This is a genomic window from Bacteroidales bacterium (assembly GCA_035342335.1).
GTDB lineage: Bacteria > Bacteroidota > Bacteroidia > Bacteroidales > JAGONC01 > JAGONC01.
The window spans coordinates 22,136-44,555 of the sequence record DAOQWY010000026.1 but is presented as its reverse complement, the minus strand read 5'-3'; the positions used below and the strand labels follow the sequence as shown (position 1 = coordinate 44,555).

Annotated in this window: 25 protein-coding genes and 1 tRNA gene; 16 read left to right on the top strand and 10 right to left on the bottom strand. The window is 47.2% G+C overall.

Annotation, left to right across the window (positions count from 1 at the left end; genetic code table 11):
* The first annotated feature begins 368 nt into the window (after positions 1–368).
* A complete protein-coding gene (locus PKI34_11530; protein ID HNS18439.1) occupies positions 369–881 on the top strand; it encodes an RNA polymerase sigma factor in 513 nt (170 codons plus the stop codon).
* Here PKI34_11530 and PKI34_11525 read toward each other — a convergent pair.
* Both PKI34_11525 and PKI34_11520 read right to left on the bottom strand, forming a co-directional pair.
* Positions 878–1,786, bottom strand: a complete 909-nt coding sequence (locus PKI34_11525; GenBank protein HNS18438.1) for a DMT family transporter — start codon at positions 1,784–1,786, stop codon at positions 878–880. The two genes, PKI34_11530 and PKI34_11525, sit on opposite strands and share 4 nt — an antisense overlap.
* 39 nt (positions 1,787–1,825) lie before the next feature.
* A complete protein-coding gene (locus PKI34_11520; GenBank protein HNS18437.1) occupies positions 1,826–2,362 on the bottom strand; it encodes a hypothetical protein in 537 nt (178 codons plus the stop codon).
* Positions 2,363–2,469: 107 nt separating this feature from the next.
* Between PKI34_11520 and PKI34_11515 the strand changes: the two genes are divergently transcribed.
* From PKI34_11515 to PKI34_11450, 14 genes are all read left to right on the top strand, one after another.
* On the top strand, positions 2,470–3,672 hold the full coding sequence (locus PKI34_11515) for a pyridoxal phosphate-dependent aminotransferase (GenBank protein HNS18436.1): 1,203 nt from the start codon (positions 2,470–2,472) through the stop codon (positions 3,670–3,672).
* A gap of 27 nt (positions 3,673–3,699) precedes the next feature.
* On the top strand, positions 3,700–4,713 hold the full coding sequence (locus PKI34_11510) for a bifunctional ADP-heptose synthase (GenBank protein HNS18435.1): 1,014 nt from the start codon (positions 3,700–3,702) through the stop codon (positions 4,711–4,713).
* Between the two features lie 87 nt (positions 4,714–4,800).
* Positions 4,801–5,589, top strand: coding sequence for an outer membrane beta-barrel protein (locus PKI34_11505; GenBank protein ID HNS18434.1), 789 nt, complete (start codon positions 4,801–4,803; stop codon positions 5,587–5,589).
* A 51-nt stretch (positions 5,590–5,640) separates the two neighbouring features.
* The gene (locus tag PKI34_11500) at positions 5,641–6,345 is read left to right on the top strand and encodes a hypothetical protein (GenBank protein ID HNS18433.1); all 705 of its coding nucleotides are present in this window, start codon (positions 5,641–5,643) and stop codon (positions 6,343–6,345) included.
* 104 nt (positions 6,346–6,449) lie between these two features.
* Positions 6,450–6,521, top strand: a tRNA-Glu gene (locus PKI34_11495).
* Between the two features lie 21 nt (positions 6,522–6,542).
* Entirely contained in the window at positions 6,543–6,797 is a 255-nt protein-coding gene (gene rpsT, locus PKI34_11490) for a 30S ribosomal protein S20 (GenBank protein HNS18432.1), read from the top strand.
* A 174-nt stretch (positions 6,798–6,971) separates the two neighbouring features.
* Positions 6,972–7,661, top strand: a complete 690-nt coding sequence (gene radC, locus PKI34_11485) for a DNA repair protein RadC (protein HNS18431.1) — start codon at positions 6,972–6,974, stop codon at positions 7,659–7,661.
* Positions 7,658–8,806, top strand: coding sequence for a UDP-N-acetylglucosamine 2-epimerase (non-hydrolyzing) (gene wecB, locus PKI34_11480; protein HNS18430.1), 1,149 nt, complete (start codon positions 7,658–7,660; stop codon positions 8,804–8,806). Before radC ends, wecB begins: the two co-directional genes overlap by 4 nt.
* Positions 8,807–8,898: 92 nt before the next feature.
* Positions 8,899–9,264 (top strand): 30S ribosomal protein S6, encoded by a 366-nt coding sequence (gene rpsF, locus PKI34_11475; GenBank protein HNS18429.1) that lies wholly within the window; start codon positions 8,899–8,901, stop codon positions 9,262–9,264.
* Positions 9,265–9,282: 18 nt separating this feature from the next.
* Positions 9,283–9,555 carry a 30S ribosomal protein S18 gene (gene rpsR, locus PKI34_11470; GenBank protein ID HNS18428.1) on the top strand — a complete coding sequence of 91 codons (273 nt, stop codon included), beginning with the start codon at positions 9,283–9,285 and terminating at the stop codon, positions 9,553–9,555.
* Between the two features lie 10 nt (positions 9,556–9,565).
* Positions 9,566–10,015, top strand: coding sequence for a 50S ribosomal protein L9 (rplI, locus tag PKI34_11465; protein HNS18427.1), 450 nt, complete (start codon positions 9,566–9,568; stop codon positions 10,013–10,015).
* Between the two features lie 79 nt (positions 10,016–10,094).
* Positions 10,095–10,871, top strand: a complete 777-nt coding sequence (locus PKI34_11460) for an RNA methyltransferase (GenBank protein HNS18426.1) — start codon at positions 10,095–10,097, stop codon at positions 10,869–10,871.
* Positions 10,872–11,007: 136 nt separating this feature from the next.
* Positions 11,008–12,480, top strand: coding sequence for a hypothetical protein (locus PKI34_11455; protein HNS18425.1), 1,473 nt, complete (start codon positions 11,008–11,010; stop codon positions 12,478–12,480).
* A 34-nt stretch (positions 12,481–12,514) separates the two neighbouring features.
* Positions 12,515–12,718 (top strand): hypothetical protein, encoded by a 204-nt coding sequence (locus PKI34_11450; GenBank protein ID HNS18424.1) that lies wholly within the window; start codon positions 12,515–12,517, stop codon positions 12,716–12,718.
* 19 nt (positions 12,719–12,737) lie between these two features.
* Here PKI34_11450 and PKI34_11445 read toward each other — a convergent pair whose 3' ends face one another.
* Genes PKI34_11445 through PKI34_11415 form a run of 7 tightly spaced genes read right to left on the bottom strand, consistent with a single transcriptional unit; the run spans position 12,738 to position 19,677 of the window.
* The gene (locus PKI34_11445) at positions 12,738–13,745 is read right to left on the bottom strand and encodes an FAD:protein FMN transferase (protein ID HNS18423.1); all 1,008 of its coding nucleotides are present in this window, start codon (positions 13,743–13,745) and stop codon (positions 12,738–12,740) included.
* A gap of 18 nt (positions 13,746–13,763) precedes the next feature.
* Entirely contained in the window at positions 13,764–15,023 is a 1,260-nt protein-coding gene (gene nqrF, locus PKI34_11440) for an NADH:ubiquinone reductase (Na(+)-transporting) subunit F (protein ID HNS18422.1), read from the bottom strand.
* 27 nt (positions 15,024–15,050) lie between these two features.
* Positions 15,051–15,668: an NADH:ubiquinone reductase (Na(+)-transporting) subunit E gene (gene nqrE / locus PKI34_11435; GenBank protein HNS18421.1), complete on the bottom strand. Its 618-nt coding sequence runs from the start codon at positions 15,666–15,668 to the stop codon at positions 15,051–15,053.
* Between the two features lie 24 nt (positions 15,669–15,692).
* Positions 15,693–16,349 carry an NADH:ubiquinone reductase (Na(+)-transporting) subunit D gene (locus tag PKI34_11430; protein ID HNS18420.1) on the bottom strand — a complete coding sequence of 219 codons (657 nt, stop codon included), beginning with the start codon at positions 16,347–16,349 and terminating at the stop codon, positions 15,693–15,695.
* Positions 16,349–17,107, bottom strand: a complete 759-nt coding sequence (gene nqrC, locus PKI34_11425; GenBank protein HNS18419.1) for an NADH:ubiquinone reductase (Na(+)-transporting) subunit C — start codon at positions 17,105–17,107, stop codon at positions 16,349–16,351. The genes PKI34_11430 and nqrC overlap by 1 nt, the downstream gene beginning before the upstream one ends.
* Before the next feature lie 23 nt (positions 17,108–17,130).
* Positions 17,131–18,297, bottom strand: coding sequence for an NADH:ubiquinone reductase (Na(+)-transporting) subunit B (locus PKI34_11420; protein HNS18418.1), 1,167 nt, complete (start codon positions 18,295–18,297; stop codon positions 17,131–17,133).
* Between the two features lie 30 nt (positions 18,298–18,327).
* Positions 18,328–19,677 carry a Na(+)-translocating NADH-quinone reductase subunit A gene (locus tag PKI34_11415; GenBank protein ID HNS18417.1) on the bottom strand — a complete coding sequence of 450 codons (1,350 nt, stop codon included), beginning with the start codon at positions 19,675–19,677 and terminating at the stop codon, positions 18,328–18,330.
* Positions 19,678–19,859: 182 nt separating this feature from the next.
* On the opposite strand from PKI34_11415, the gene PKI34_11410 reads away from it, so the two are divergent.
* On the top strand, positions 19,860–21,173 hold the full coding sequence (locus PKI34_11410) for a DUF5103 domain-containing protein (GenBank protein ID HNS18416.1): 1,314 nt from the start codon (positions 19,860–19,862) through the stop codon (positions 21,171–21,173).
* A gap of 4 nt (positions 21,174–21,177) precedes the next feature.
* Here PKI34_11410 and PKI34_11405 read toward each other — a convergent pair whose 3' ends face one another.
* Complete coding sequence (locus PKI34_11405) at positions 21,178–22,410, bottom strand: ABC transporter permease (GenBank protein HNS18415.1); 1,233 nt, start codon at positions 22,408–22,410, stop codon at positions 21,178–21,180.
* Between the last annotated feature and the right edge of the window lie 10 nt (positions 22,411–22,420).

Genomic DNA, 22,420 nt, shown 5'->3' with positions numbered 1-22,420 from the left:
TGTGCCTTTGTGCCTTTGTGCCTTTGTGCCTTTGTGCCTTTGTGCCTCTGTGCCTCTGTGCCTCTGTGCCTTTGTGCCTCTGTGCCTCTGTGCCTCTGTGCCTTTGTGCCTTGTGCCCTTGTGCCTTTGTGCCTTTGTGCCTTTGTGCCTTTGTGCCTTTGTGCCTTTGTGCCTTTGTACAACCTTTTCCCTCCCATATTAAACCCTCCATATGATAAAATAATCCCGTCCGGACATCCCTAAACATCAATCATTTACTTTTTTTAACAAATTTTTAAGATTTTTTTTCAGAAAATTATAGGTTTGTGTTTCATTTCTGTTTAATTTTGCTGCGTAATTATTAAACAATAATTAAACAAATTAAAGCCATGACACAGATCGAATTCAACTATAAGCTCCTTGGGTTGAAGGAAAACCTGAACTATTTTGCCATTTTGTTGACCTCCAATCAGGAAGACGCAAAGGATCTCGTACAGGACACGTTCGTCAAGGCGCTCACCCACCGCGAACAGTTCCAATCCGGCACAAACCTGAAGGCGTGGGCTTACACCATCATGAAGAATACCTTCATCAATAACTACCGCAGGAATGCCAAGGCCAACACCATGGTGGATACCACGGATGATCTTTACTATCTGAACAGTTCCATGTCGTCGGAGGAAGAATCCGCTGAAAGCAGAATGCATGTGAATGATATCCTTCAGCGCATCGCACGGCTGGAGGAAAGTCACCGGCGCCCGTTTGAAATGCATACGAATGGATTCAAATACAAAGAGATCGCTGAAGCACTCGACCTTTCGATCGGAACGGTCAAAAGCCGTATCTTCTTTACACGCAAAAAGCTAATGGAAGACCTCCGGGAATTTGAGCACAGTAACTAAGCAGAGGTGCGATTAAGATTGAAAATGGCGAAGACCATCACCCCTGCACTGATCCATTGAACAGGGGAAAGGATGTTGCCATTAAAAATGTAATCGAAAAGGATCGCTGAAAGCGGAAAGAAAAGTTCACAAATGGAAGCGACGATGGCTCTGATGCGCGTTAGTCCGTAATAGTACAGGAAAATGGCGCCCGATCCGGTTGTAAAAGCGATAACAATGAATATCATCCAGTTGAAAGGAGTAGTGACCCTGATTTGATCCAACTGGCCTGCACCGATGACATAAAAAAGCATAAAGAGGGCGGCTAATCCATACCTGTAAAACGTTGCTGTCCTGAAATCAAACTTTATAAGGATCTTCTTGCTTAAAACGGTCGAACTTCCGAAGGAAGCAGCAGCCAGCAGCGCGAACAGCGCGGCATGCACCGTTTTGGAACCGGTTGAAAAGTCGGGTCTTGCCCACCCGAAGGTCAAAAAATAACCGGCGAAAATGGCCATCAAAGCCCAAACCAGAAAATCTTTACGGATGGCTTCCTTCAGCAAAAGAGCAGAAAGTGTGATGGCAAAAACCGGCTGGAATTTTTGAAGCAGGACGATGATGGTCAGGTCCTGGAAATTGACCAAAAAAAGTGCCTTTACGATGGCCAAAGTTCCGATGACGCCACCGGTCAGGGCCACCAGGCAGATATAGAAAGCATCACCGGCGGTGAACCGCTGAAGGTGGCGGTATTCGCCGAACATGAACAGATTCATGATCCCAAACGGAATCAGGTGAAGCACGAACACCACATAACCGATATTCAGATTATACAAACGTGGCGTCAGGACGATACCATCCAATCCCCAGAGAACGGCGGCCATGCTGACTGCGGCGGCGCCGATAAATGATGTACGGTGAGTTCCCACACTGGAATTTCTGAAGAAAAAAACATCAGAACGCCAAAATTAAACGTTTTTTTGATTCATCATTTCCCTGAATTCTTTCTTGAGATAAGTCAATGCTTTTTCGGCCGGACGATCTTGTGCGTTCAGCAATTCGTCAAACAATGCCGAAGCCAGTTCGTGGGAAGGTGAATCTGGTTCGGTTCGGCTGCTGGCTACATTGATCATCCTGACCATGTCTTCCTTTGCATTCTTGATCCGCCCCCAGGCTTCATCTGACAGATAGAGCTGTTGCGTGAGGTTATGATCAAATTCCTCCCTGATCGTGCGCAACAGCACGGATTGAAGCTGTTCGGCAGTCAAATCCGGTTTCGAGACACGAAGAACCAGGTTGGCAGGGGCCATCCGCTCAAGAAAAAGAAGCATCCGTTCATAGGCCTGCAAGCGCAACGGGATGATGGCCTTGTCCTGTTCTTCCTCTTTCCGGGCTTCCCTCTTCCTTTGATCGTTTTCCAGGAAAGAGCGTACCAGAAGGTAAGCCGTGAGCAGCACGATCAGTGAAGGCAGAATGTATTTACTGATGTCAAGAAAGGTTTCCATACCATCGTTATTATTTGTGCGCCAAAGATAATCATTCTGAAAGATTATTTTCCCTACCTTTGTTCACACGCTAACAATACCATAAGATCATTAATAATGCATTGGGAATGATACGATTATCCGACAGAGTGAACCAGCTGGCTGAATCTGAAACCCTTGCGATGGCAAAGCGCAGCAGGGAACTGGCCGCGCAGGGCAAACAAGTGATCAACCTGAGCATTGGTGAACCTGATTTTTATACACCCGACAGCATCAAGCAAGCAGCCGTTGAAGCCATTGATCTTAATTATACCTTTTATTCCCCCGTACCGGGTTACAAGGATCTGCGGGATGCCATCTGCCTGAAGTTCAAACGGGACAACAACCTTGACTATACGCCTGAACAGATCGTGGTCTCATCAGGTGCAAAGCATGCGATAGCCAATGCCGTGCTTTGCCTTGTCAATCCGGGCGATGAAGTCCTGCTCCCCACCCCCTACTGGGTCAGTTACCGGGAGCTGGTAAAGCTGGCGGAAGGCACTCCCGTCTTTGTTCCAGCACTGATTGAAAATGACTTTAAGGTCACACCACAGCAGATCGAACAGGCCATCACCGACCGAACCCGCCTGATGATCTTCTCCAGCCCCTGCAATCCTTCAGGGTCCGTTTACACGGAAAAAGAGCTGCAGGCCCTGGCTGAAGTCTTCTCCCGCCACGAAGAAATCTACATCATTTCGGATGAAATTTATGAACTCATCAATTTTACGGGTGGTCACGCCAGTATGGCACAGTTTGATTTCATCCGCGACAGGGTTGTCACGGTGAACGGTGTTTCCAAAGGATTTGCCATGACTGGCTGGAGGCTGGGTTACCTGGGAGCGCCCCGCCAAATCGCCGCAGCGTGTGAAAAATTACAGGGCCAGATGACCTCCGGCGCCAGCAGCATTGCTCAAAGAGCCGCCCTAAGAGCCCTGCTGATCGATCCCGGGCAAAGCAATGACCTTCAGAGGATGGTCAACGCCTTTAAAGAACGACGTGACCTGGTGATCGCTGAACTCGGTAAAATTCCCGGATTTCAAACAAATGTTCCGGAGGGAGCCTTTTATGTTTTTCCAAACGTCAAAAAACTTTTCGGTAAAAGATTCGAAAACTACCAGATCAAGACCAGTGATGACCTGTGCAACTACTTTCTCGACAAGGCATTTGTTGCCATGGTGCCGGGAACTGCCTTCGGAGATCCCACCTGCGTAAGGATCTCCTACGCCACATCCACATCAAAGCTTCAGGAAGCCATATCGCGGCTGAATGCGGCAGTATCACAACTTCATTAAGAGACCGGTCATCAGGAATCCGATCATATGCTGAGAGAAAAGGACATAAAAAAATATTTCACGGACATCACCGGGCTGAATGTGCTCATCATCGGCGATGTGATGATTGACTCCTATATCTGGGGTAAAGTGGAAAGGATCTCACCTGAAGCGCCGGTGCCGATCGTCACGGTGAACCGGCGGGCCAGCCTGCTGGGAGGTGCAGCCAATGTAGCCCTGAATGTCAAAGCAATGGGTGGAAAACCCATCCTGTGCTCGGTCATCGGCAGCGACAGCAAAGCCGATGAATTCATACAGCTGCTGGAAAAGGAAAATCTTTTCACAAAAGGGATCGTCAGAAGCAAGGAACGGATCACCACCACCAAGTTCAGAGTCATCGGAAACAATTACCAGATGCTCAGGGTGGATGAAGAAACCGACACCGAACTCAACACCAAAGAAGCGGATGAACTGATCCAATGCTTTAACTCCCTTTTAAAGACATACCCCATCCATGTCGTCATCATCCAGGATTATAACAAGGGAGTGATGAGTGCCAGGGCGATACAAAAAATCACCCATCGGGCCGGAGAGCTTCATATTCCGGTTGCCGTTGATCCCAAGAAAAAAAATTTCAATGAATACAGGAACGTAAACCTTTTCAAGCCCAACCTGAAGGAGCTCATCGAAGGATTGAAAATAGATTTCGACCCTGATGATACGGACCTTTTACGGGAGGCTGTTCAGGCTTTTCAGAAAAACCAGGGAATCGACAACATGCTGGTCACGCTTTCCGAAAAAGGCGTGTTTATCAGTTCAAGACTGGGTGAGCATTCCTATATCACCCATTCGGTCCCTGCATATGTGCGGACGATCGCCGATGTATCCGGAGCCGGTGATACGGTGATCAGCGTGGCAGCCCTCTGCCTGGCACTGAAAATGAATCCCCTGGAGATCGCAACGATCTCCAATCTTGCCGGAGGTCTGGTGTGCGAATCCATCGGGGTCGTACCGGTCGACCGGGTGAAGCTGATGGAAGAAATGATGGGATTGAATTCCTAGATTGCGGAAAATAGATACCTTTGCGGCTTTATTTAAGAAATAAATCTACTCCGGAGTCGTTTTGTAAAGGAATTCAAACTTGAATCATTGAAGGTTGTAGCACCCATATCCCTCCGATTGCTGGTCGTGTTGATGCTGTCCTCGTGGAATGGCACCACCCAGGTCAATAAAGTACCCAACCTGCAGAAATTCGACTACGCTCCATACCATTTCGGCTTCGTTCTGGCCATGAACCAGATGTTCTTTACGGTAAAACCCGTCCCGGGCATTGATACGGTCTGGTTTCCGAAATCCGCCATACCCGACCGGGAGGAGTCAGATGCTGCCCGGGTTGACTCCATTGCACATAAATATTATCCGGGATTTACCATCGGAATTGTTTCCAACCTCCGGCTCGGGGAATATTTTGACCTGAGATTGATCCCCAGCCTGGCCTTCGGCGAAAGAGACCTGATCTATTATGTGGAACGCAATAATACATATAAAGATCCAGGAGTTTTCTTTATGGACACGATCAACAAGAAAATATATTCGACGCTTGTTGAAGTCCCCCTGCATCTGAAATACAAAGCCATGCGGCTGCAGAATTCCAGGATTTATGTCCTGGGAGGTGTCATGTACACCCTTGACCTTGCCAAGGAGTCAAAACGGATGAAAGACAGCAGCACCAATAAACATGTCAAACTGAATAAGAGTGACCTGCTGGGTGAGGCAGGTGTGGGATGCGATTTTTATACGGCATACTTCAAATTTGGAATAGAGCTTAAAATGTCCTATGGACTTTTCAACATCATTGAAAGAGAGGGGAACCTGTACACCGAATCGATCGATCAATTGAGATCCAAAATGTTCCAGCTCTCATTCACTTTTGAATAGAATGACCAGGCCGGTTCTACGGATCCGGAATAATTCAGAACAGTTGAAATCATGACAGCAAAAGGAAAATACGATGAGATGTTCGACGCCCTGATCCAAAAGGGCGCCCTCAAGCAGCAGGTTTACCGAAACACGCACCAGACCTTTCAGGAATTCAAGGTGTTGATCCGCGATATGGCTGAGGATTACACGCAGAAAACCAGACGCGACAAATCCATCATCCCCTTCGAATTCACGGATAAGGGTGAATTTCAAATGGAACTGAAATTCGCCGGGGATGTCCTTCTGTTTGTCATGCATACCAATGTTTTTGAATTTTCCAGGTATCACGAGGTGATGAAGACGCCCTATGTGAAAGAGAATAAGGAACGCTCCTTCTGCGGGGTGATCCATATTTACAATTTTCTTGCAGACTCATTCAAATACAACCGCATCAACGACATTGGTTACCTCATCGGAAGAGTCTTTATCAACAAGGACATGCATTACTTCATAGAAGGGAAACGGGAGATCGGCTTTTTATTCAATAATTTCGGCAATGCGGTCATGAACAAGCAAGCAGCCCGGCAGATCATAGAGTCATCCATCCTCTATACGATCAATTTTGACCTGTTAACCCCTCCTTTCGATGCAGTCAAGGAAGTCACCGTTGATGAGATGCGCACGGCCCTCGACAGCTTGCTCATCAAGACAGGAAAGCGAGTGGGATTCCGTTTCCAGGGAGATCATGCGGAGTATGGTTCAGGTCAGCAGTAGGCAGCCGGCAGCTTGCAGCTTGCAGCTCATAATATTTTTCCATAAACATTTGCTGATTAAAAAAATATTCCTACTTTTGCACTCCCGTTTTTGAAGAATCTAACGGCCCGTTCGTCTAGGGGTTAGGACGTCAGGTTTTCATCCTGGTAACAGGGGTTCGATTCCCCTACGGGCTACAAACCGTAAAGAAAATAAAAATGGCAAATCATAAGTCTTCACTCAAAAGAATCCGGCAGACCGAGGCCAAAAGAGAGCATAATCGTTATTTTGCCAAAACGATGCGTAATGCCATCAGGGATTTCCGTGCACTGACCGATAAAAAACAGGCTGAAGAAAAGCTCTCCGGCCTGGTCAGCCTGATTGACAAAAACGCCAAGCGTTCGCTGGTTCACAAAAATAAGGCCGGCAACCTCAAATCCAGCCTTACAAAACATGTCAATACCTTGCAATAAAATGTACAGCCGGTCATAAGACCGTCGTGCCACTTTCTCCTATCCTCCTTCCTTTCTTCAATCTCCATCTACCTGCACCTCTCCTTCAACTTCGAATGTTCTGCAGCGGAATTTCTCCCCCAGGGGGTCACATTTTGCATGGTTTCCGTATTAACAGGTATAAACAGAAACCAGATGAAGCACATTCCAATCAGCCGTTGGGCGGAGGAAGACCGGCCCCGTGAAAAATTGATGCTCAAGGGCAAGCATTCACTCAGTGATGCTGAATTATTGGCAATCCTCATCGGGACAGGTTCCAGGGAGCATTCGGCCCTGGACCTGGCCAAGGAGATCCTGACCGAGATACAGAACAATCTGATCGAACTGTCGAAACTACAGGTCAATGAACTGGTAAAGTTCCAGGGCATCGGCCATGCCAAAGCCATAACGATCATTGCGGCACTGGAACTTGGGCGCCGGCGACGAGGATCCGAAGTGATACAGCGAAAAAAGATCCAGTCAAGCAGGGATGTCTTTGAACTCTTTCAGGTTGAACTGGCTGAAAAAAAATACGAGGGATTCTGGCTTCTGCTGCTCGACCGGGCAAACAAAATTGTTGGCCAGGAAAAGATCAGCGAGGGAGGAACGGCAGGAACCGTGGCTGATCCCAAGCGGATCTTCAAGGTGGCGATCGACCGTCACGCATCCTCACTCATTCTCTGCCATAACCATCCTTCGGGCAATGTTGAACCCAGCCAGGCCGACATCTCCCTGACAAAAAAGATGATCCACGCGGGAACCCTGCTGGACATTCAAATTTTGGATCATATCATTATCGGTGAGGAGAATTATTTTAGCTTTGCAGACGAGAACATGATGACATGATGCACCTCACTACCGTAATCGGGGCCAGGCCTCAGTTCATAAAAGCTGCCGCCATAAGCCGTGCGATCCGGGAAACCTTTCACGGACAGATCACCGAACGCATCATTCACACCGGCCAGCATTACGACCGGCAGATGTCACAGGTTTTTTTCGAGGAGCTGGAGATACCGGTGCCTGATGTCAACCTGGAAGTGGGATCGCACCATCACGGGAAACAAACCGCACGGATGATCAGCCTCCTGGAAGAGGAACTGCAGCGTTCGGTGACCGATGCCGTGCTGGTCTTTGGTGATACAAATTCCACGCTTGCCGGTGCGCTGGCGGCAGCCAAAATGCATATTCCCGTAATCCACGTTGAAGCCGGGATGCGATCCTTCCATAAAACGATGCCGGAAGAAATCAACAGGATCCTGTGCGATCATGCCTCAACCCTGCTGTTCACCCCCACGATGACGGGAATGAAGAATCTGGAAAAGGAAGGACTCATTCATCACCCGCAAGCCTTTCGGGATATCGACCATCCCGGAATCTATCACTGCGGGGATGTGATGTATGATAATTGTCTTTATTATCAATCCCTTGCCGAAAAACAATCCACCCTGTTGAGGAAACACGGGCTGAACGAAGGGGAATATGCTCTGGTCACAGTGCACCGGGCTCAAAATACGGAGGATCTCCGGCGCCTGGCCGACATTTTCAAGGCCATGGCATCCATTGCCCTGGAAGAAAAAATAAAGATCCTTGTTCCTCTTCATCCACGGACCGCACTCTCCCTCCAACAATCCCTGCCGGCCAACTTCACCGAAGAACTTCGGCACGACGATCGTCTCATCCTGACAGGCCCTGTTTCCTATTTTGACATGCTGATGCTGGAAAAAAACGCCAGGCTTATCCTCACCGATTCAGGGGGAGTGCAAAAGGAAGCCTATTTCTTCCGGAAACCCTGCATCATCCTGCGGGCAGAAACCGAATGGCAGGAGATCGCCGACAACCACTGCGCAATCCTGACCGATGCGAATCCTGAAAGGATAATGAAGGCTTTCCGACACTTTCAGTCCTCCCCCCCACGGTCATTTCCGCCCATCTTCGGAGATGGACACGCAGCAACCTTCATCTGCCAACAAACGCTGGAGGATCTTGGATAAAATTTCATGCCCGTTTGTAATTTAACAAATTATTTCTACCTTTGCACTCCATTTTTAAACAGCTTATCACTTAATCTAAATTATTGAAAATGATTAACCATTATGAAACCGTTTTCATTATGACTCCCGTTTTATCTGAAGAACAGATGAAGGAAACGGTACTTAAATTCAGTAGCTTCCTGAAAGAAAGGGGGGCGGAAATCGTCCACGAAAACTACTGGGGATTGCGTAAACTGGCATATCCCATTCAGAAAAAATCTTCCGGATTTTACCATCTGATCGAGTTCAAATCCGACGGTAATTTCCTCAAAGAACTTGAAACTACCTTCAAACGCGATGAACGCGTGATTCGTTATCTTCTCGTGAAACTTGACAAGCATGCGATCGTTTATAACGAAAAAAGACGCAGTAAGAAAGAAGCCAGTTTGGCCAAAACGGAAGAAAAAATTGATGCCTAACCATTAAAATTCAAAATGATGACGAATCAGGGTAATTCAGAGATCAAATACTTGACCCCCATTGCGGTTGATATCAAGAAGAAAAAATACTGCCGCTTCAAGAAAAACAGAATCCGGTACATTGACTATAAGGATGCCGACTTCCTGCTGAAGTTCGTCAACGAACAGGGTAAGATCCTGCCAAGAAGGATTACCGGCACTTCTACCAAATATCAGAAAAAAGTTGCTCAGGCTGTCAAAAGAGCCCGGCACCTTGCCTTGTTGCCCTATGTTGCTGATCTTTTAAAATAAGGAGGTTGCGATGGAAGTTATCTTAAAAAAAGACATAACCGAACTGGGTTATGAGAATGAAATCGTCCATGTTAAAGATGGTTATGGTCGTAACTATTTAATCCCAAAGGGTTTTGCAGTTCTGGCGACCGGGCCTAACAAGAAGATGGTTGCGGAGACCCAGAAACAAAAATCCTTTAAGGAGGATAAAGTCAGAAAAGAAGCCGAAGCCCTTGCTAAATCGCTCGAAAATCTTACGGTGAAAATAGGTGCCAAGGCTGCCACAACCGGAAAAATATACGGATCCGTCAATGCCATTCAAATCGCTGAAGCCATCAAGGAACAGTTCAACTTTGATGTGGACCGGAAAAAAATCAACATTGATGGTGATAGTGTGAAAGAACTTGGGACGTACGAGGCAATGATCAATCTTTATAAGGATATCAAGGTAAAAATGAACTTTGAGGTCATTGCTGAGTGATCTTTTCTTAAACCGATATGCATCCCGGCAGCATACATTGATTCAGTGCACCCTGCCGGGATTTTTTTAGTTTATCGCCGTGCTCTCCAAATCTGCCATCCAATTTGTACGGTCACTGAAAATCAGAAAATTCAGGGAGACTTACCAGGCATTCATCATCGAAGGCACCAGAAGTGTCGCCGACATCCTGCACAGTTCCCTGAAGGTCCGTTCCATTTATGCTACCAGTGCGTGGCTGAACATGCACTCCGGGCAACTGCAACCCATAGCTGACCGCTGTGTGGCGATCACCGAAAAAGAGATGGAGGCGATCAGTTCACTGACCACACCCCAGGAAGTTCTGGCTGTGGCAGAGATCCCTGAAAACACGCTGGTGCAGGCTGAACTTGCTGATGAACTCGTGATCATGCTGGATGAAATCCGTGATCCGGGTAACCTGGGCACCATAATTCGTACGGCTGACTGGTTCGGCATACGGTTTATCATTTGTTCAAAGGGTTGCGTGGATGTTTATAATCCAAAAGTTGTTCAGGCTACCATGGGTTCCATTGCAAGGGTCCGGGTGCATTATGCCGACCTGCTTGATTTCCTGCATAGTCAAAATCCTTCCCTGACCGTTTATGGCTGCATGCTCGACGGGACGGATATCCGGTCTGCGCGGTTGGAAAATAAAGGGATCATCCTGCTGGGAAACGAGTCAACCGGGATCTCCCCCCTGCTCCTGCCTTCTATCAACGTCAAACTTACCATCCCTTCCTTTCGCTCTTCCACGGGGAGCTCCTCCAGCGCCGCCGACTCGCTCAATGCCGCACAGGCTTGTGCCGTCGTCTGTTTTGCTTTCAGGAACCAGAAATGATGATTGAAAAATCTTAAAAAAAATTTAAATTTTTTAATAAAAAAAACATCTTGCTTTTAACCTTACCATTTATTATATTTGTATCCCTATTTAAGAATCCGGTTTCATCAATAACCTCCTCAATCAGTAAAAAATCATGATCATGAACCTGACCAACTTTCACATCGAAGAATTGCAGGAGTTCTCCGGTCTGTCAGAACGGACTAAGAATGTATGCATCAAAGGCTCTCTTGAAACGCTTTATAAGATTCTTCTGTATTATATGAAAAACGGTGACTTTAAAAAGATCCGCAATTGTGGTGAGAAAACCAACATCGAACTGATCACCCTGGCTAAAAAGTACATCGATGAATATCAGGTGAACGTCGAGGATCTTGAAATCACAGATGAAGATAATGTATTTGAAAAATTCAAATTTTTCTGTTATGAGAATTTTGGAATACCCTCATCCAAAACAGAAATCTACAGAACTGAGTTTCTTGAAAAACGGTTTCCCTATTTTAAATACTTTCTATTGATATTCAGGGAAATACTTAATGAAAGGGAATACTTCATCTTTGAACACAATTTTGGTTATTTTTCCGATAAATCAAAGATGACACTCCAGTCCATCGGCGATCTTTATCAGATTACCCGTGAAAGGATCAGGCAAATCTCACAACTGATCCCCTATAAAATAGAAGATGCACTCCTCAGGTTTACAAAAGAGCAGGATTACCTGAAGAACTACTTTCCCTACAAGCTCAACAACAAAAATGATTATATCCTGATTGATCAGGCATTTGCAGAGAAGATCAACGCAAAAGAAGAACTGACCCTCACACCTAAGTTCTACACCCTTGTTTTTTCAATTTTCCTCTCTAAAAGCTTCAGTACCTTCCAGGATAAAGACACAACATACGGGAACTATTACCTTGTTAAAAACGAACTTGCGCGGACATTTGATTTCAGATCTTTTTATGATGATCTGTATCAGCGCAAAAATAAACGAATTGATCAGACCTACCGGATTGAACTTGAAGGATTCATCCGGACATTCCTGAAAGAAAATGACCCCTCGCTGATCGAACGGATCCGATCCCTATGTGTTCAAATTGCGCAGGAAGAACTTCAAATCGGGATCGACGGTGAGAATCAGCTGGTACTTGTCCGGAATACCCTTGTCAAGCTTTCCGAGTATATCATCGACATACTGGAGAAAAACGGAAAACCGATGAAGTTGAAGGACATTCATCAGAAATTATCGGCCATCACTCCCAAAACGCCCAGCAACATTGAATCGCTGAGATCATCCATACTGAGTATTGACGAGATCGTTGCGATTGGCAAAACCAGTACCTACTCCCTGAAAAAATGGTCCGCAATCAAAACAGGCACCATCAAGGAACTTGTTGCCGAATATTTGGCCCAGTTCAATGAACCGCGCCATATTTCGGATATCACCAACTTTGTGGTTCAATACCGGGATACAAGCGACAAAAATATCCTGTCGAACCTCAAGCTCGACAGAACCAACACGTTCATATTCTTCAGGAAAGGGTACATCGGTCTTCGCAGCAAAAAATACAAACGCTTATCCGGTAAGTACGGTCAGCTTTCTCTCCTGTGAGGTTGCAGGCTGAGTCCCGAAAAAAAATCCCCTGATGAAATTATTGTTGATTACGATCCTTCTCGTTGCCCTTGCATTCATGGGTATTGGCATCAAGATGCTGGTGAAAAAGGGAGGACAGTTTGAGAAGCGTTGTGGCAGCGTTGATCCCAAAACCGGGAGACATCTTCCCTGCACGTGTGGCCAAAGCGAAGAAGGAGCTGAATGTCTGAACAAGAAGCAAGCAACTGAGCAATGACCCCTTCACCGGGTACCTCTTATTCGTTCTCTTCCACAAGAATCCGTTTGATCCCTTTGGTCATTTCCGTTTTTAACTCGCCGGATGATCCGGAGTAAATCAAATAGGCATCCAGTTCAGGGTGTGACGAAAGAAAAGCGAGCGATTTTTCAAGGCCCATGACCAGCAATGCGGTTGCGTATGCATCAGCCTCCCAACAGCTTTTTGCCCTGACCGAAACGCTGAGCAGCGAATTACGGGTTGGATAACCCGTTGAGGGATCGATCGCGTGGGAGTACCTGATACCGTTTTCTTCGATGAACTTCCTGTAGTTCCCTGAGGTTGCGATAGCTTCGTCCTTCAGTTCCAGGACCGCCTTCAGCTGCCGGTCATTCGATGGCCCCGCAGCCGGCTTTTCAATGCCAACCCTCCACTTCGACCCGTCTGGTTTCAATCCGCGGGCGAATACCTCACCTCCGATGTCGATCAGGAAAATATCAAGTCGCTGTGATTCCAGAAAGGAAGCAAGCAGGTCGACAGCATATCCCTGGGCGATCGCGTTAAAATCGATCCTGATGCGCGGGTCCTTTTTAATGAACCGGCCCTGGTCGATTTCCACCAGCTGATATCCTGTAAATTGAAGCAGGCTGTCCACTTTTGCCGAATCCAGCGCAATGCGGTCCTCAAAACCAAAGCCCCAGGCGCTGGCAAGGGGACCAACGGTCATATCAAACGAACCAGAGGTAATGCCGGAGATCTGTTGACTTTTATTAAAAAGATCAATGAACCACTCGTCGGGAATGACAGAGGTGTCGTTATTATTTAGCCGTGAGAGAACGGAGTTTGGATTCCACAACGATGCGCAGGCATCAAATGCCTGCAGGATTGAATCAATATCCTGCCGGAAATTCCTTCCATCGTAATCGTAATACGTTATGGCATAATAGGTTCCCTGTGTCTGGCCATTGATGGTCATCTTCTGGTAAATCCTGGAACATCCCGACAGCAGCGTGATCAGGATGAAAGCAAAAGCAATGCGATGGGTCATGGGTTAAAGGTGTTTTGCCTATCCCCCGAAATCGTCGAAAGCGATCATTTCTTTCGGTACGCCATAGTCGTCAAGCATTTTCATAACGGCACTGTTCATCAGGGGGGGGCCGCAAAGGTAGTATTCGATCTCCTCCGGTTCGGGGTGATGCGACAGGTAGTTGTCCATCAGCACCTGATGAATGAATCCGGTATATCCCTTCCAGTTATCTTCGGGTTTTGGTTCAGAGAGTGCCACATGGAAGGTGAAGTTGGGATGCTTCCTTGCAATCTGCTCAAATTCCTCCATGTAAAACAGTTCCCTTTTGGACCGGCCTCCGTACCAGAAGGTCGCTTTCCGTGATGTTTTCTGTGTTTTAAACTGATCGAAAATATGCGATCTCATGGGCGCCATGCCAGCACCTCCTCCGATGAACATCATTTCCCGCTGGGTATCCTTGATAAAGAATTCTCCGTAAGGTCCGCTGATGATCACTTTGTCGCCTGGCTTTCTGGAAAAGACATACGAAGAACAGATACCGGGATTCACTTTCATGAAGCCACCGGTCTTACGGTCGAACGGAGGTGTGGCAATGCGGATATTTAAGATGATGATATTGCCCTCGGCCGGTTCATTTGCCATGGAATACGCCCTGCACACCGGTTCGCTGTTCTTCATTTTCAGGTCCCACATCCGGAACTTATCCCAGTCTTCCCGGTATTCCTCGTCCACGTGAATATCGTTCCTGAAATCCACCTCGCAGGGAGGCACATCAATCTGGATGTAGCCACCCGACCTGAATTTAAGATGTTCACCTTCGGGAAGTTTCACTTTGAATTCCTTGATGAAGGTGGCCACATTCCGGTTGGAGATCACTTCGCATTCCCACTTTTTGATGCCAAAAATCTCGGGATTGATGCGGATCTTCATATCCTGCCTGACTTTCACCTGGCATCCCAGGCGCCAGTTGTCGTGTTGCTCCCTGCGTGTGAAAAAGCCCGTTTCTGTTGGCAAAATGGTTCCTCCACCCTCCAGAACCTGACATTTACAGGTCCCGCAGGTGCCACCTCCACCGCAGGCTGAGGGCAGGAATATTTTTTGGGCACTGAGGGTAGAAAGCAGATTGGAGCCCGGCATGGTCTGGATAGTTTTCTCCTCATTGATTGTAAGGGTGACGACTCCCTGCGGCGTCAGCTTCTTGCGGGCGTAAAGAAGAATGATCACCAGCAGAAGGATCACAACTAAAAATACAGCAATGCTGGTAAGTACAGTCTGTCCGATTCCAATTTCCAAGATCATTTTCTGTTCGTAGTTTAGTTAATCCCATTAAAGCTTGATCCCCATGAACATCATAAAGGCGATACCCATCAACCCGGTTATGATAAAAGTTATCCCAAGACCCTTCAGGGGGGGGGGTACGTTGGAATAGGCTATTTTCTCGCGGATCGCAGCAATGCCAACAATAGCCAGGAACCAGCCCACTCCCGAACCCAGCCCAAAGGCGGTGGCCTGCCCCAGGGTTTCATACTCCCTTTCCTGCATGAAAAGCGATGCGCCAAGGATGGCGCAATTCACCGCAATGAGCGGAAGAAAAATTCCCAGGGAGTTGTAAAGAGATGAAGAGAATTTTTCAATGACCATCTCAACAAGCTGAACCATCGAAGCAATCACTGCAATGAAGATGATGAAACTCAGAAAGCTAAGATCCATTCCTGCCAGGGATGGACTTATCCAGGCAAGGGCACCCGGTAATAGGACATACCTGTTCAGAAGATAGTCTACTGGTACGGTGATGCCCATGACAAAGATGACGGCGATTCCCAGACCGGCAGATGTTTTCACCGTTTTGGACACAGCCAGGTAAGAGCACATGCCCAGAAAATAGGCAAAGATCATATTGTCAATGAAGATCGACTTGATGAATATATTAACAATGTCCTGCATTTGACCGGAGATTATGGTTAACAATTATTTTTCCTCAATCAATTCCTTATTTCCGGACCGTTGAATCCAGATAAGGATGCCCACCACGATCAGAGCCATGGGTGGCAGGATCATCAAACCATTGTTCATGTATCCAAACCTGTAAAGTCCCTCAGGAAGGACTGGATAGCCCCAGATCGTACCTGATCCGAGCAGCTCCCTGAAAAAAGCAACAATGATGAGTATGATGCCATAGCCGGCGCCATTTCCAATGCCATCCAAAAACGATTGCCAGGGTTTGTTGGCCATGGCAAACGCCTCAAGACGTCCCATGATGATGCAATTGGTAATGATCAACCCGACAAATACCGATAGTTGCTTGCTGACATCATAACTGAATGCCTTAAGGATCTGGTCGACGATGATCACCAGGGAGGCGATGACCACCAGCTGTACAATGATCCGTATCCGCGGGGGAATCGTATTTCTCAGCAGGGAAATGACCAGATTCGAGATAGCAGTGACCGCGATCACCGATACTGACATGACAAATGCCGGTTCCAGTTTGACAGTAACAGCCAGGGCCGAACAAATACCCAGAACCTGTACGGTGATGGGATTGTTTTTATTCAGGGGCGTTGTTAACAGCCTTCGGTTCTTCAGCGAGAACAGAGGTTCAGCCTTTACTTTTTCGTTGCTCATCAATCTTGAATATTTTTAAAATATGAAACATAGTTTTCAAGGTTGGTCAGAAGCATGTCGGAAACTCCGTTGCTGGTGATGGTTCCTCCCGAGATGGCATCCACTCCGTGCCGGGGATCGATGTTGCTGTTGGCGACTCCTCCCTTAACCACCTTGATGCTGCTAAAATTCCCCCCCGAATCAAAAATCGATTTCCCGACAAATTGTTCCTGAAACGGAGCCAGCGCTATTTCAGCTCCCAATCCAGGGGTTTCCTTATCGTGGCCAAAATTGGCTCCTGCGATCGTATTCATGTCGGACTTCAGGGCAATGTTTCCGTAAATAGGTCCCCAGAGCCCCTTCCCCTGTACCGGGATAATGTATTCCTTTAGGGTATCCTTGCTAAAAATGAACAAGGGAAATACCGGGGGAGGATTGGAAGGATCGGCTAAGAAAGCTTCCAGTTTCTTCAACTCAATCTTAAGGTTTACCTCGAAAGCCCGCAGATTTCCAGTTTCAAAACGGTTGTCCCTGTAAACGCTTAAAACATTTCCCTCTCGGTCGATCACGATCTCCTCCCGTATATATTTTTGGTAAAGACTGTCCGCCTCAGCCCTGGAAGCCGTTATTCCGGCCGAGGCAAGGATATTCTGGATCTTTTCCGCACGGATGTTCCTGTCCTGGTAAGGTTTAAGCAAATTAGCCGCCAGGGCCAGCACAGCGGCCACGATGATCACCATCACAGAGGAATAAATGTAGATATACCTGTTACTGAACATATCCTAAAATTTAGCTAGCACAGTTAAACATTCAGTGTATTTTGCACCACTGCCCTTCCTGACCGTTTCAATCTTCGCCTGATATTGGCCGCCACCACATAATGATCAATCAGTGGAGCGAAAACATTCATAAACAATATGGCAAGCATCATCCCTTCAGGATAGGCAGGATTGAGCACACGGACCAGGATGGCCAGGAAGCCGATCAGGAAGCCATAGATGTACTTTCCATTGGTCGTTTGGGCGGCAGTGACGGGATCTGTAGCCATATACACCGCGCCGAAAGCAAATCCTCCCAAAAACAGATGCTCGTAAGCCGGGATCACACGCATATAGTCATTGGCACCCCAAAGATTGAAGATCAGCCCCATCAGATAGCCCCCCAGAAAGACAGGGATCATGATCCTCCAGCTCCCGACACCGGTGAAAAGCAGTATCAGGGCGCCAATGAGAATGGCCAGTGTGGAAGTTTCGCCGATGGAACCCGGAATGAATCCAAAAAATAAATCAGCAGCGTCAGGAATTTTTTCGAAATTACCAACAAGTGCTTCTCCAAGCGGCGTGGCACCGGAATACGCATCGGCCTTTTCTGCGATCCAGACCTTATCTCCGGATATCTCGGATGGATAGGCAAAAAACAGGAAAGCCCTGGCCAGAAGCGCCGGATTAAGAATGTTCATCCCTGTCCCGCCAAATACCTCCTTGCCGATGATTACGGCAAAAGCAGTGGATACAGCCACCATCCACAGGGGCACATCAGGCGGCATGATCAGCGGTATAAGAATTCCGGATACCAGGAAGCCCTCATTGACTTCGTGACCCCGGATCTGGGCTACAATGAATTCGATGCCCAGCCCGGTCACATACGACACGATCAGGATGGGAAGAACCTTTCCCAATCCATACCAGAAATTTGCTCCGATGGATAAGCTTTCTCCCAGCGACTGAAAATGCTGGTATCCTACGTTCCAGATACCAAATAACAGGGGAGGGATCAATGCGATCACCACTGTGGCCATCGTCCGTTTCAGATCAATGGCATCCCTGATGTGGCACCCATTTGTTGTCACTTTATCAGGAACAAATAAGAAAGTCTCAAAGGCATCGAACGTTGAACTCAACTTTTCGAACCTTCCGCCTTTCTGGAACTGTGGTTTTACCTTATCAAGAAATCTTCGGAGTGATTTCATTAGCCTTGATTTATCAATTCAACCTGATCGTTAACTCATTTCCTGCCGGATGTAATCCAGGCCTTTTCTGACAATGGCCTGAATCTCCATCTTCGATGTATCGACGAATTCACAAAGTGCAAAATCTTCCTCGTCAACCTCATAGATGCCCAGTGCCTCCATTTGGTCAATGTCGTCAGCCAGAATGGCCTTGATCAGATGATTCGGGTAAATGTCCATCGGGAAAACCCGCTCAAACTGACCGGCCATCACCATTGCCCTTTCTGCCCCGTGCATGTTTGTGTCCAATCGAAACTTCTTACCCGGAGTCAACCAGGAGAAAAATGTCCGGCTTGTGCTGTATTTATGAAAGCCGGGCAATCCCCAACCTAGGAATTCGTGATACTTTCCTTCAGGGATCATGGTGATCTGGTGATCATAAAAACCAAGAAAACCATGCCTGTCAACGCTTTTACCGGTGAGTACATTGCCGGAAATGATGCGGGCATTGTCGGTCTGATCATCATCAGCAATGATCTCCTGAACGGAACTTCCCCTGACAATCCTGCAGTAGCAAGGATGAGTCACCATGGATCCGGTCAGGGCAATGATCCTTGTAGCGTCATATCGTCCGGTCTGAAATAATTGGCCTATGGTGACAAGATCCTGTGGATTCAGATACCATACGATTTCTCCCTTGTTGATCGGATCAACGTGGCAGATCTGAACCCCCACGTTACCGGATGGATGAGGCCCCGTAAAATAGTTGACCTCTATTCGGGAATTCCCTGACTGGTCGAACGCAAGCTTTGAATCAGGCCTCAAACCCAGGTAAATCTTGCCATCGGTTAACTTGGCCAGTGCAGCCAGTCCGGTTTGACATTCTCCCAGCCTGTCCTTCAGAATGAACCCATAATCTGGTGCCAGGGGCGCTGAGTCAAAACAGGAAATAAATATCGATTTTGGTGTCTGAAGAGGATTGGCAACGATGGAGAATGGCCTCTGGCGAATGACAGGCCAGATCCCGCTTCTGACCATTTTATCCTTTACTTCGTCCCTCGACAGGGTATTGGGATCAGCACTTCCGAAATTCTCATATTCCATCTCCCGGCTCCTCCGGATGCAGATCTCCTGGATCACCCGCCTTGCGCCACGTTTGATCTGTGTGACCTCGCCACTCACCGGGGAAGTAAATACGATTCGTTCATTGTTCTTATCGTGAAAAAGAACTGAACCTGCCTTTACCTGGTCTCCCTCCTGGACAGACAATTTTGGAATCACTCCATGAAAATCAGCTGGCTTCAGGGCAAAAAAATTGGATGTTTTCTCCGTGATCGTCTGGGAAGCCTCTCCCATCAATTTGATATCCAAACCCTTTCGGATCTTTATCGTTTTTGGCATACGAAAATGATTAAAAAAAACAAGCCGGTTTATCGTAAATCAAACGACGAAATTAAAGAATGTGCCAATAAATAAAGCAGATTGTTCATATATTTTTAAAAACTTCTGATCCCATTTTTTATTCAATCCGATCCACCCATTTTTCTAAATTTGCACGGTTATTGGTGACCGGATGCTCCATTATGACCCATTGCCTGCACTTCTGCCTGTGTTTCTCCTGGCTGATCCTTTCATTCATTTTCGGACAGCCTGTCCGTGCCCAGTTCCTCTCGGGCCCTGATTACTACAGCGAGTCTTATTTCCGTTTTGAAGACTATGTCTATCAGCCCTTCATCAGAACCGTACAGTTGTACAGGGCCGGATTTGAACTTTCCCCTGCCCTGATTCGGCTGAATTCCGGCGAAAAGCTTACCTGCACCTTCGATGACCTGGAGGGGGATGTTAAAGATTACCGCTACACCGTCATTCACTGCGGGGCAAACTGGCAGGCCAGCAATCTGGTCTATACCCAGTATATCTCCGGATATGAAGAAAATCCTGTAACTGACTTTCATTCATCTTATAATACGGTACAACCCTATACGAATTATCGTTTTATACTTCCCTCTGGCGATATGGAATTCCTGATCTCCGGCAATTATCTGTTAAAAGTGTTCCTCGCCGGGAGCAGCGAACCGGTTTTTACGCGCAGGTTCATGGTGATGGATCCGAAAGTCGGCATCGAGGCCAGGATCAGGCGCCCTGTGATCGTGGAAGACAGGGACACCCGGCAGAAAATCGATTTTTCCATTCTGGCAGAAAGGATTTCCATTGAGGATCCCTACCGCAGCCTTCACGTCATTTTGATGCAAAACAACCGCTGGGACAATGCTATTCGGGATCTGAAGCCACGGATGGTCATTGATGGCAAGCTCGATTATAACTACGAAGGAGAAAATGTATTTGATGGCGGAAATGAGTACCGCGACTTCGACATTAAAAGCCTCACCTACCGTTCGCCGAGAATACGATCAATAACGTTCGCAAACGACACGCATCGCATCGTCCTGTGGGAAGATGAGCCGAGGGTGCACCGTGTGTATCATACGGAGACGGATATTAACGGGCGGGTATACATCGGTTGTGAGGATGCCCGCGATGTGGATACGGAATGCGACTATGTCAAGGTCAGCTTCTTTCTGCACTATCCCTCGCCCTTAGAGAATGGAAGCCTGTATGTTTTTGGATCCCTGACGAGCAACCAATTTACCAAAGATGGCCTGTTGGTCTATGATCCTGTTAAAAAAGGCTATCGGACCGAAATGTACCTGAAACAGGGATTTTACAACTATCAGTACCTGTTCCTTGAAAACAAAAGTTTCCTTGGAGACGCTACATTTGTAGAGGGGAATCATTTTGAAACGATGAATGAGTACGTCATCCTGGTCTATTACCGTCAACCCGGATCCCTTTACGATGAGCTGATCGGCGTAACTATTCTCAATTCACCTTTCTGACCATTTACTCATACCTGAGCGATTGAATCGGATCCAGCCGGGCGGCTTTATTGGCGGGTACAAAACCGGAGAGCAGGGCAACGGCAAAACACAACAAAACACCCATCAGTATCCACGCCCAGGGGATAAAGAAATTGGAGCCAATCTGAGAGGCGATCACGTTACCGATGATGACTCCCAGAAGGATTCCCAAAATACCTCCAAGCTGGGCTATTACGATCGATTCAAGGAGGAACTGGGATCTGATCATATGCTTTTTTGCTCCGATAGCCTTCCGGATGCCGATTTCCTGGGTACGGTCCGTCACCGAGACGAGCATGATGTTCATCAGGCCTATGGCGGCGCCGAAAAGGGTGATGATCCCGATGATGGTGGCTGCCAGGCGCAGGTATTTGATATTATCGAAGAGCATTTCCGCAAGGCTGTCACTTTTGGTGATTTCAAAATTTGCTTCTTCCTGTACATTCAATCCTCTGATGATCCGGAATAAACCGGTTGCCTCGCCTTCGATCGTTTCCAGTGTGAGATTGCTGGCAGCCATCACATTGATGTTGAATGACCGGTTGGGCCTGGGGAAGCGCTGCCGAACGTTGTTAAGGGGAATCACGCAAATATTTTCACTGCTGAATCCAATGCTGGATCCTTTGGATTTGATAACACCAATCACCTTGTATTTCCCCGGGCCGATCGAAATTTCCTTTCCAATCGGATCTTCCTTGTTCTTAAATAGCTTGCTGACGATCCCCTGGCCTATGATCGCCACACTCGCACCATAAAACACATCATGTGCCGAAAGGTTTCGTCCTATTTCCACTTCATTTCCCGTCGTGATCAGGTAATTCTCATCTCCACCCACCACGTCAATGTTCGGATTTGTTTTGTTCGATTTGTACTTCACCGTGGCAACTCCTGTTGCCCATGCATACACCGAAACATGGGAGGGAATTTCAAACCTGTCCTGGAAAGCGATGGCTTCATCGTACGTAATCCGGGGATAAAACTTTTGTTTACCCCCGCCATGGAAAAACATCGACCGGTTTCGGATGGAGATTGTGTTGGCGCCCATGGCCGTAAAATTATCTTCAAGCCAGAATTTGATTGCGTCAATGGAAGTGAGAATGCCGACCAGTGCCATAATTCCAAAGGCGATGATCAGGATGGTCAATACCGAACGGACCATGTTGCTCTGAATGGATTTCAGTGAAATCCGCACATTTTCAACGATATTTGTTTTCATGGCCTGACTG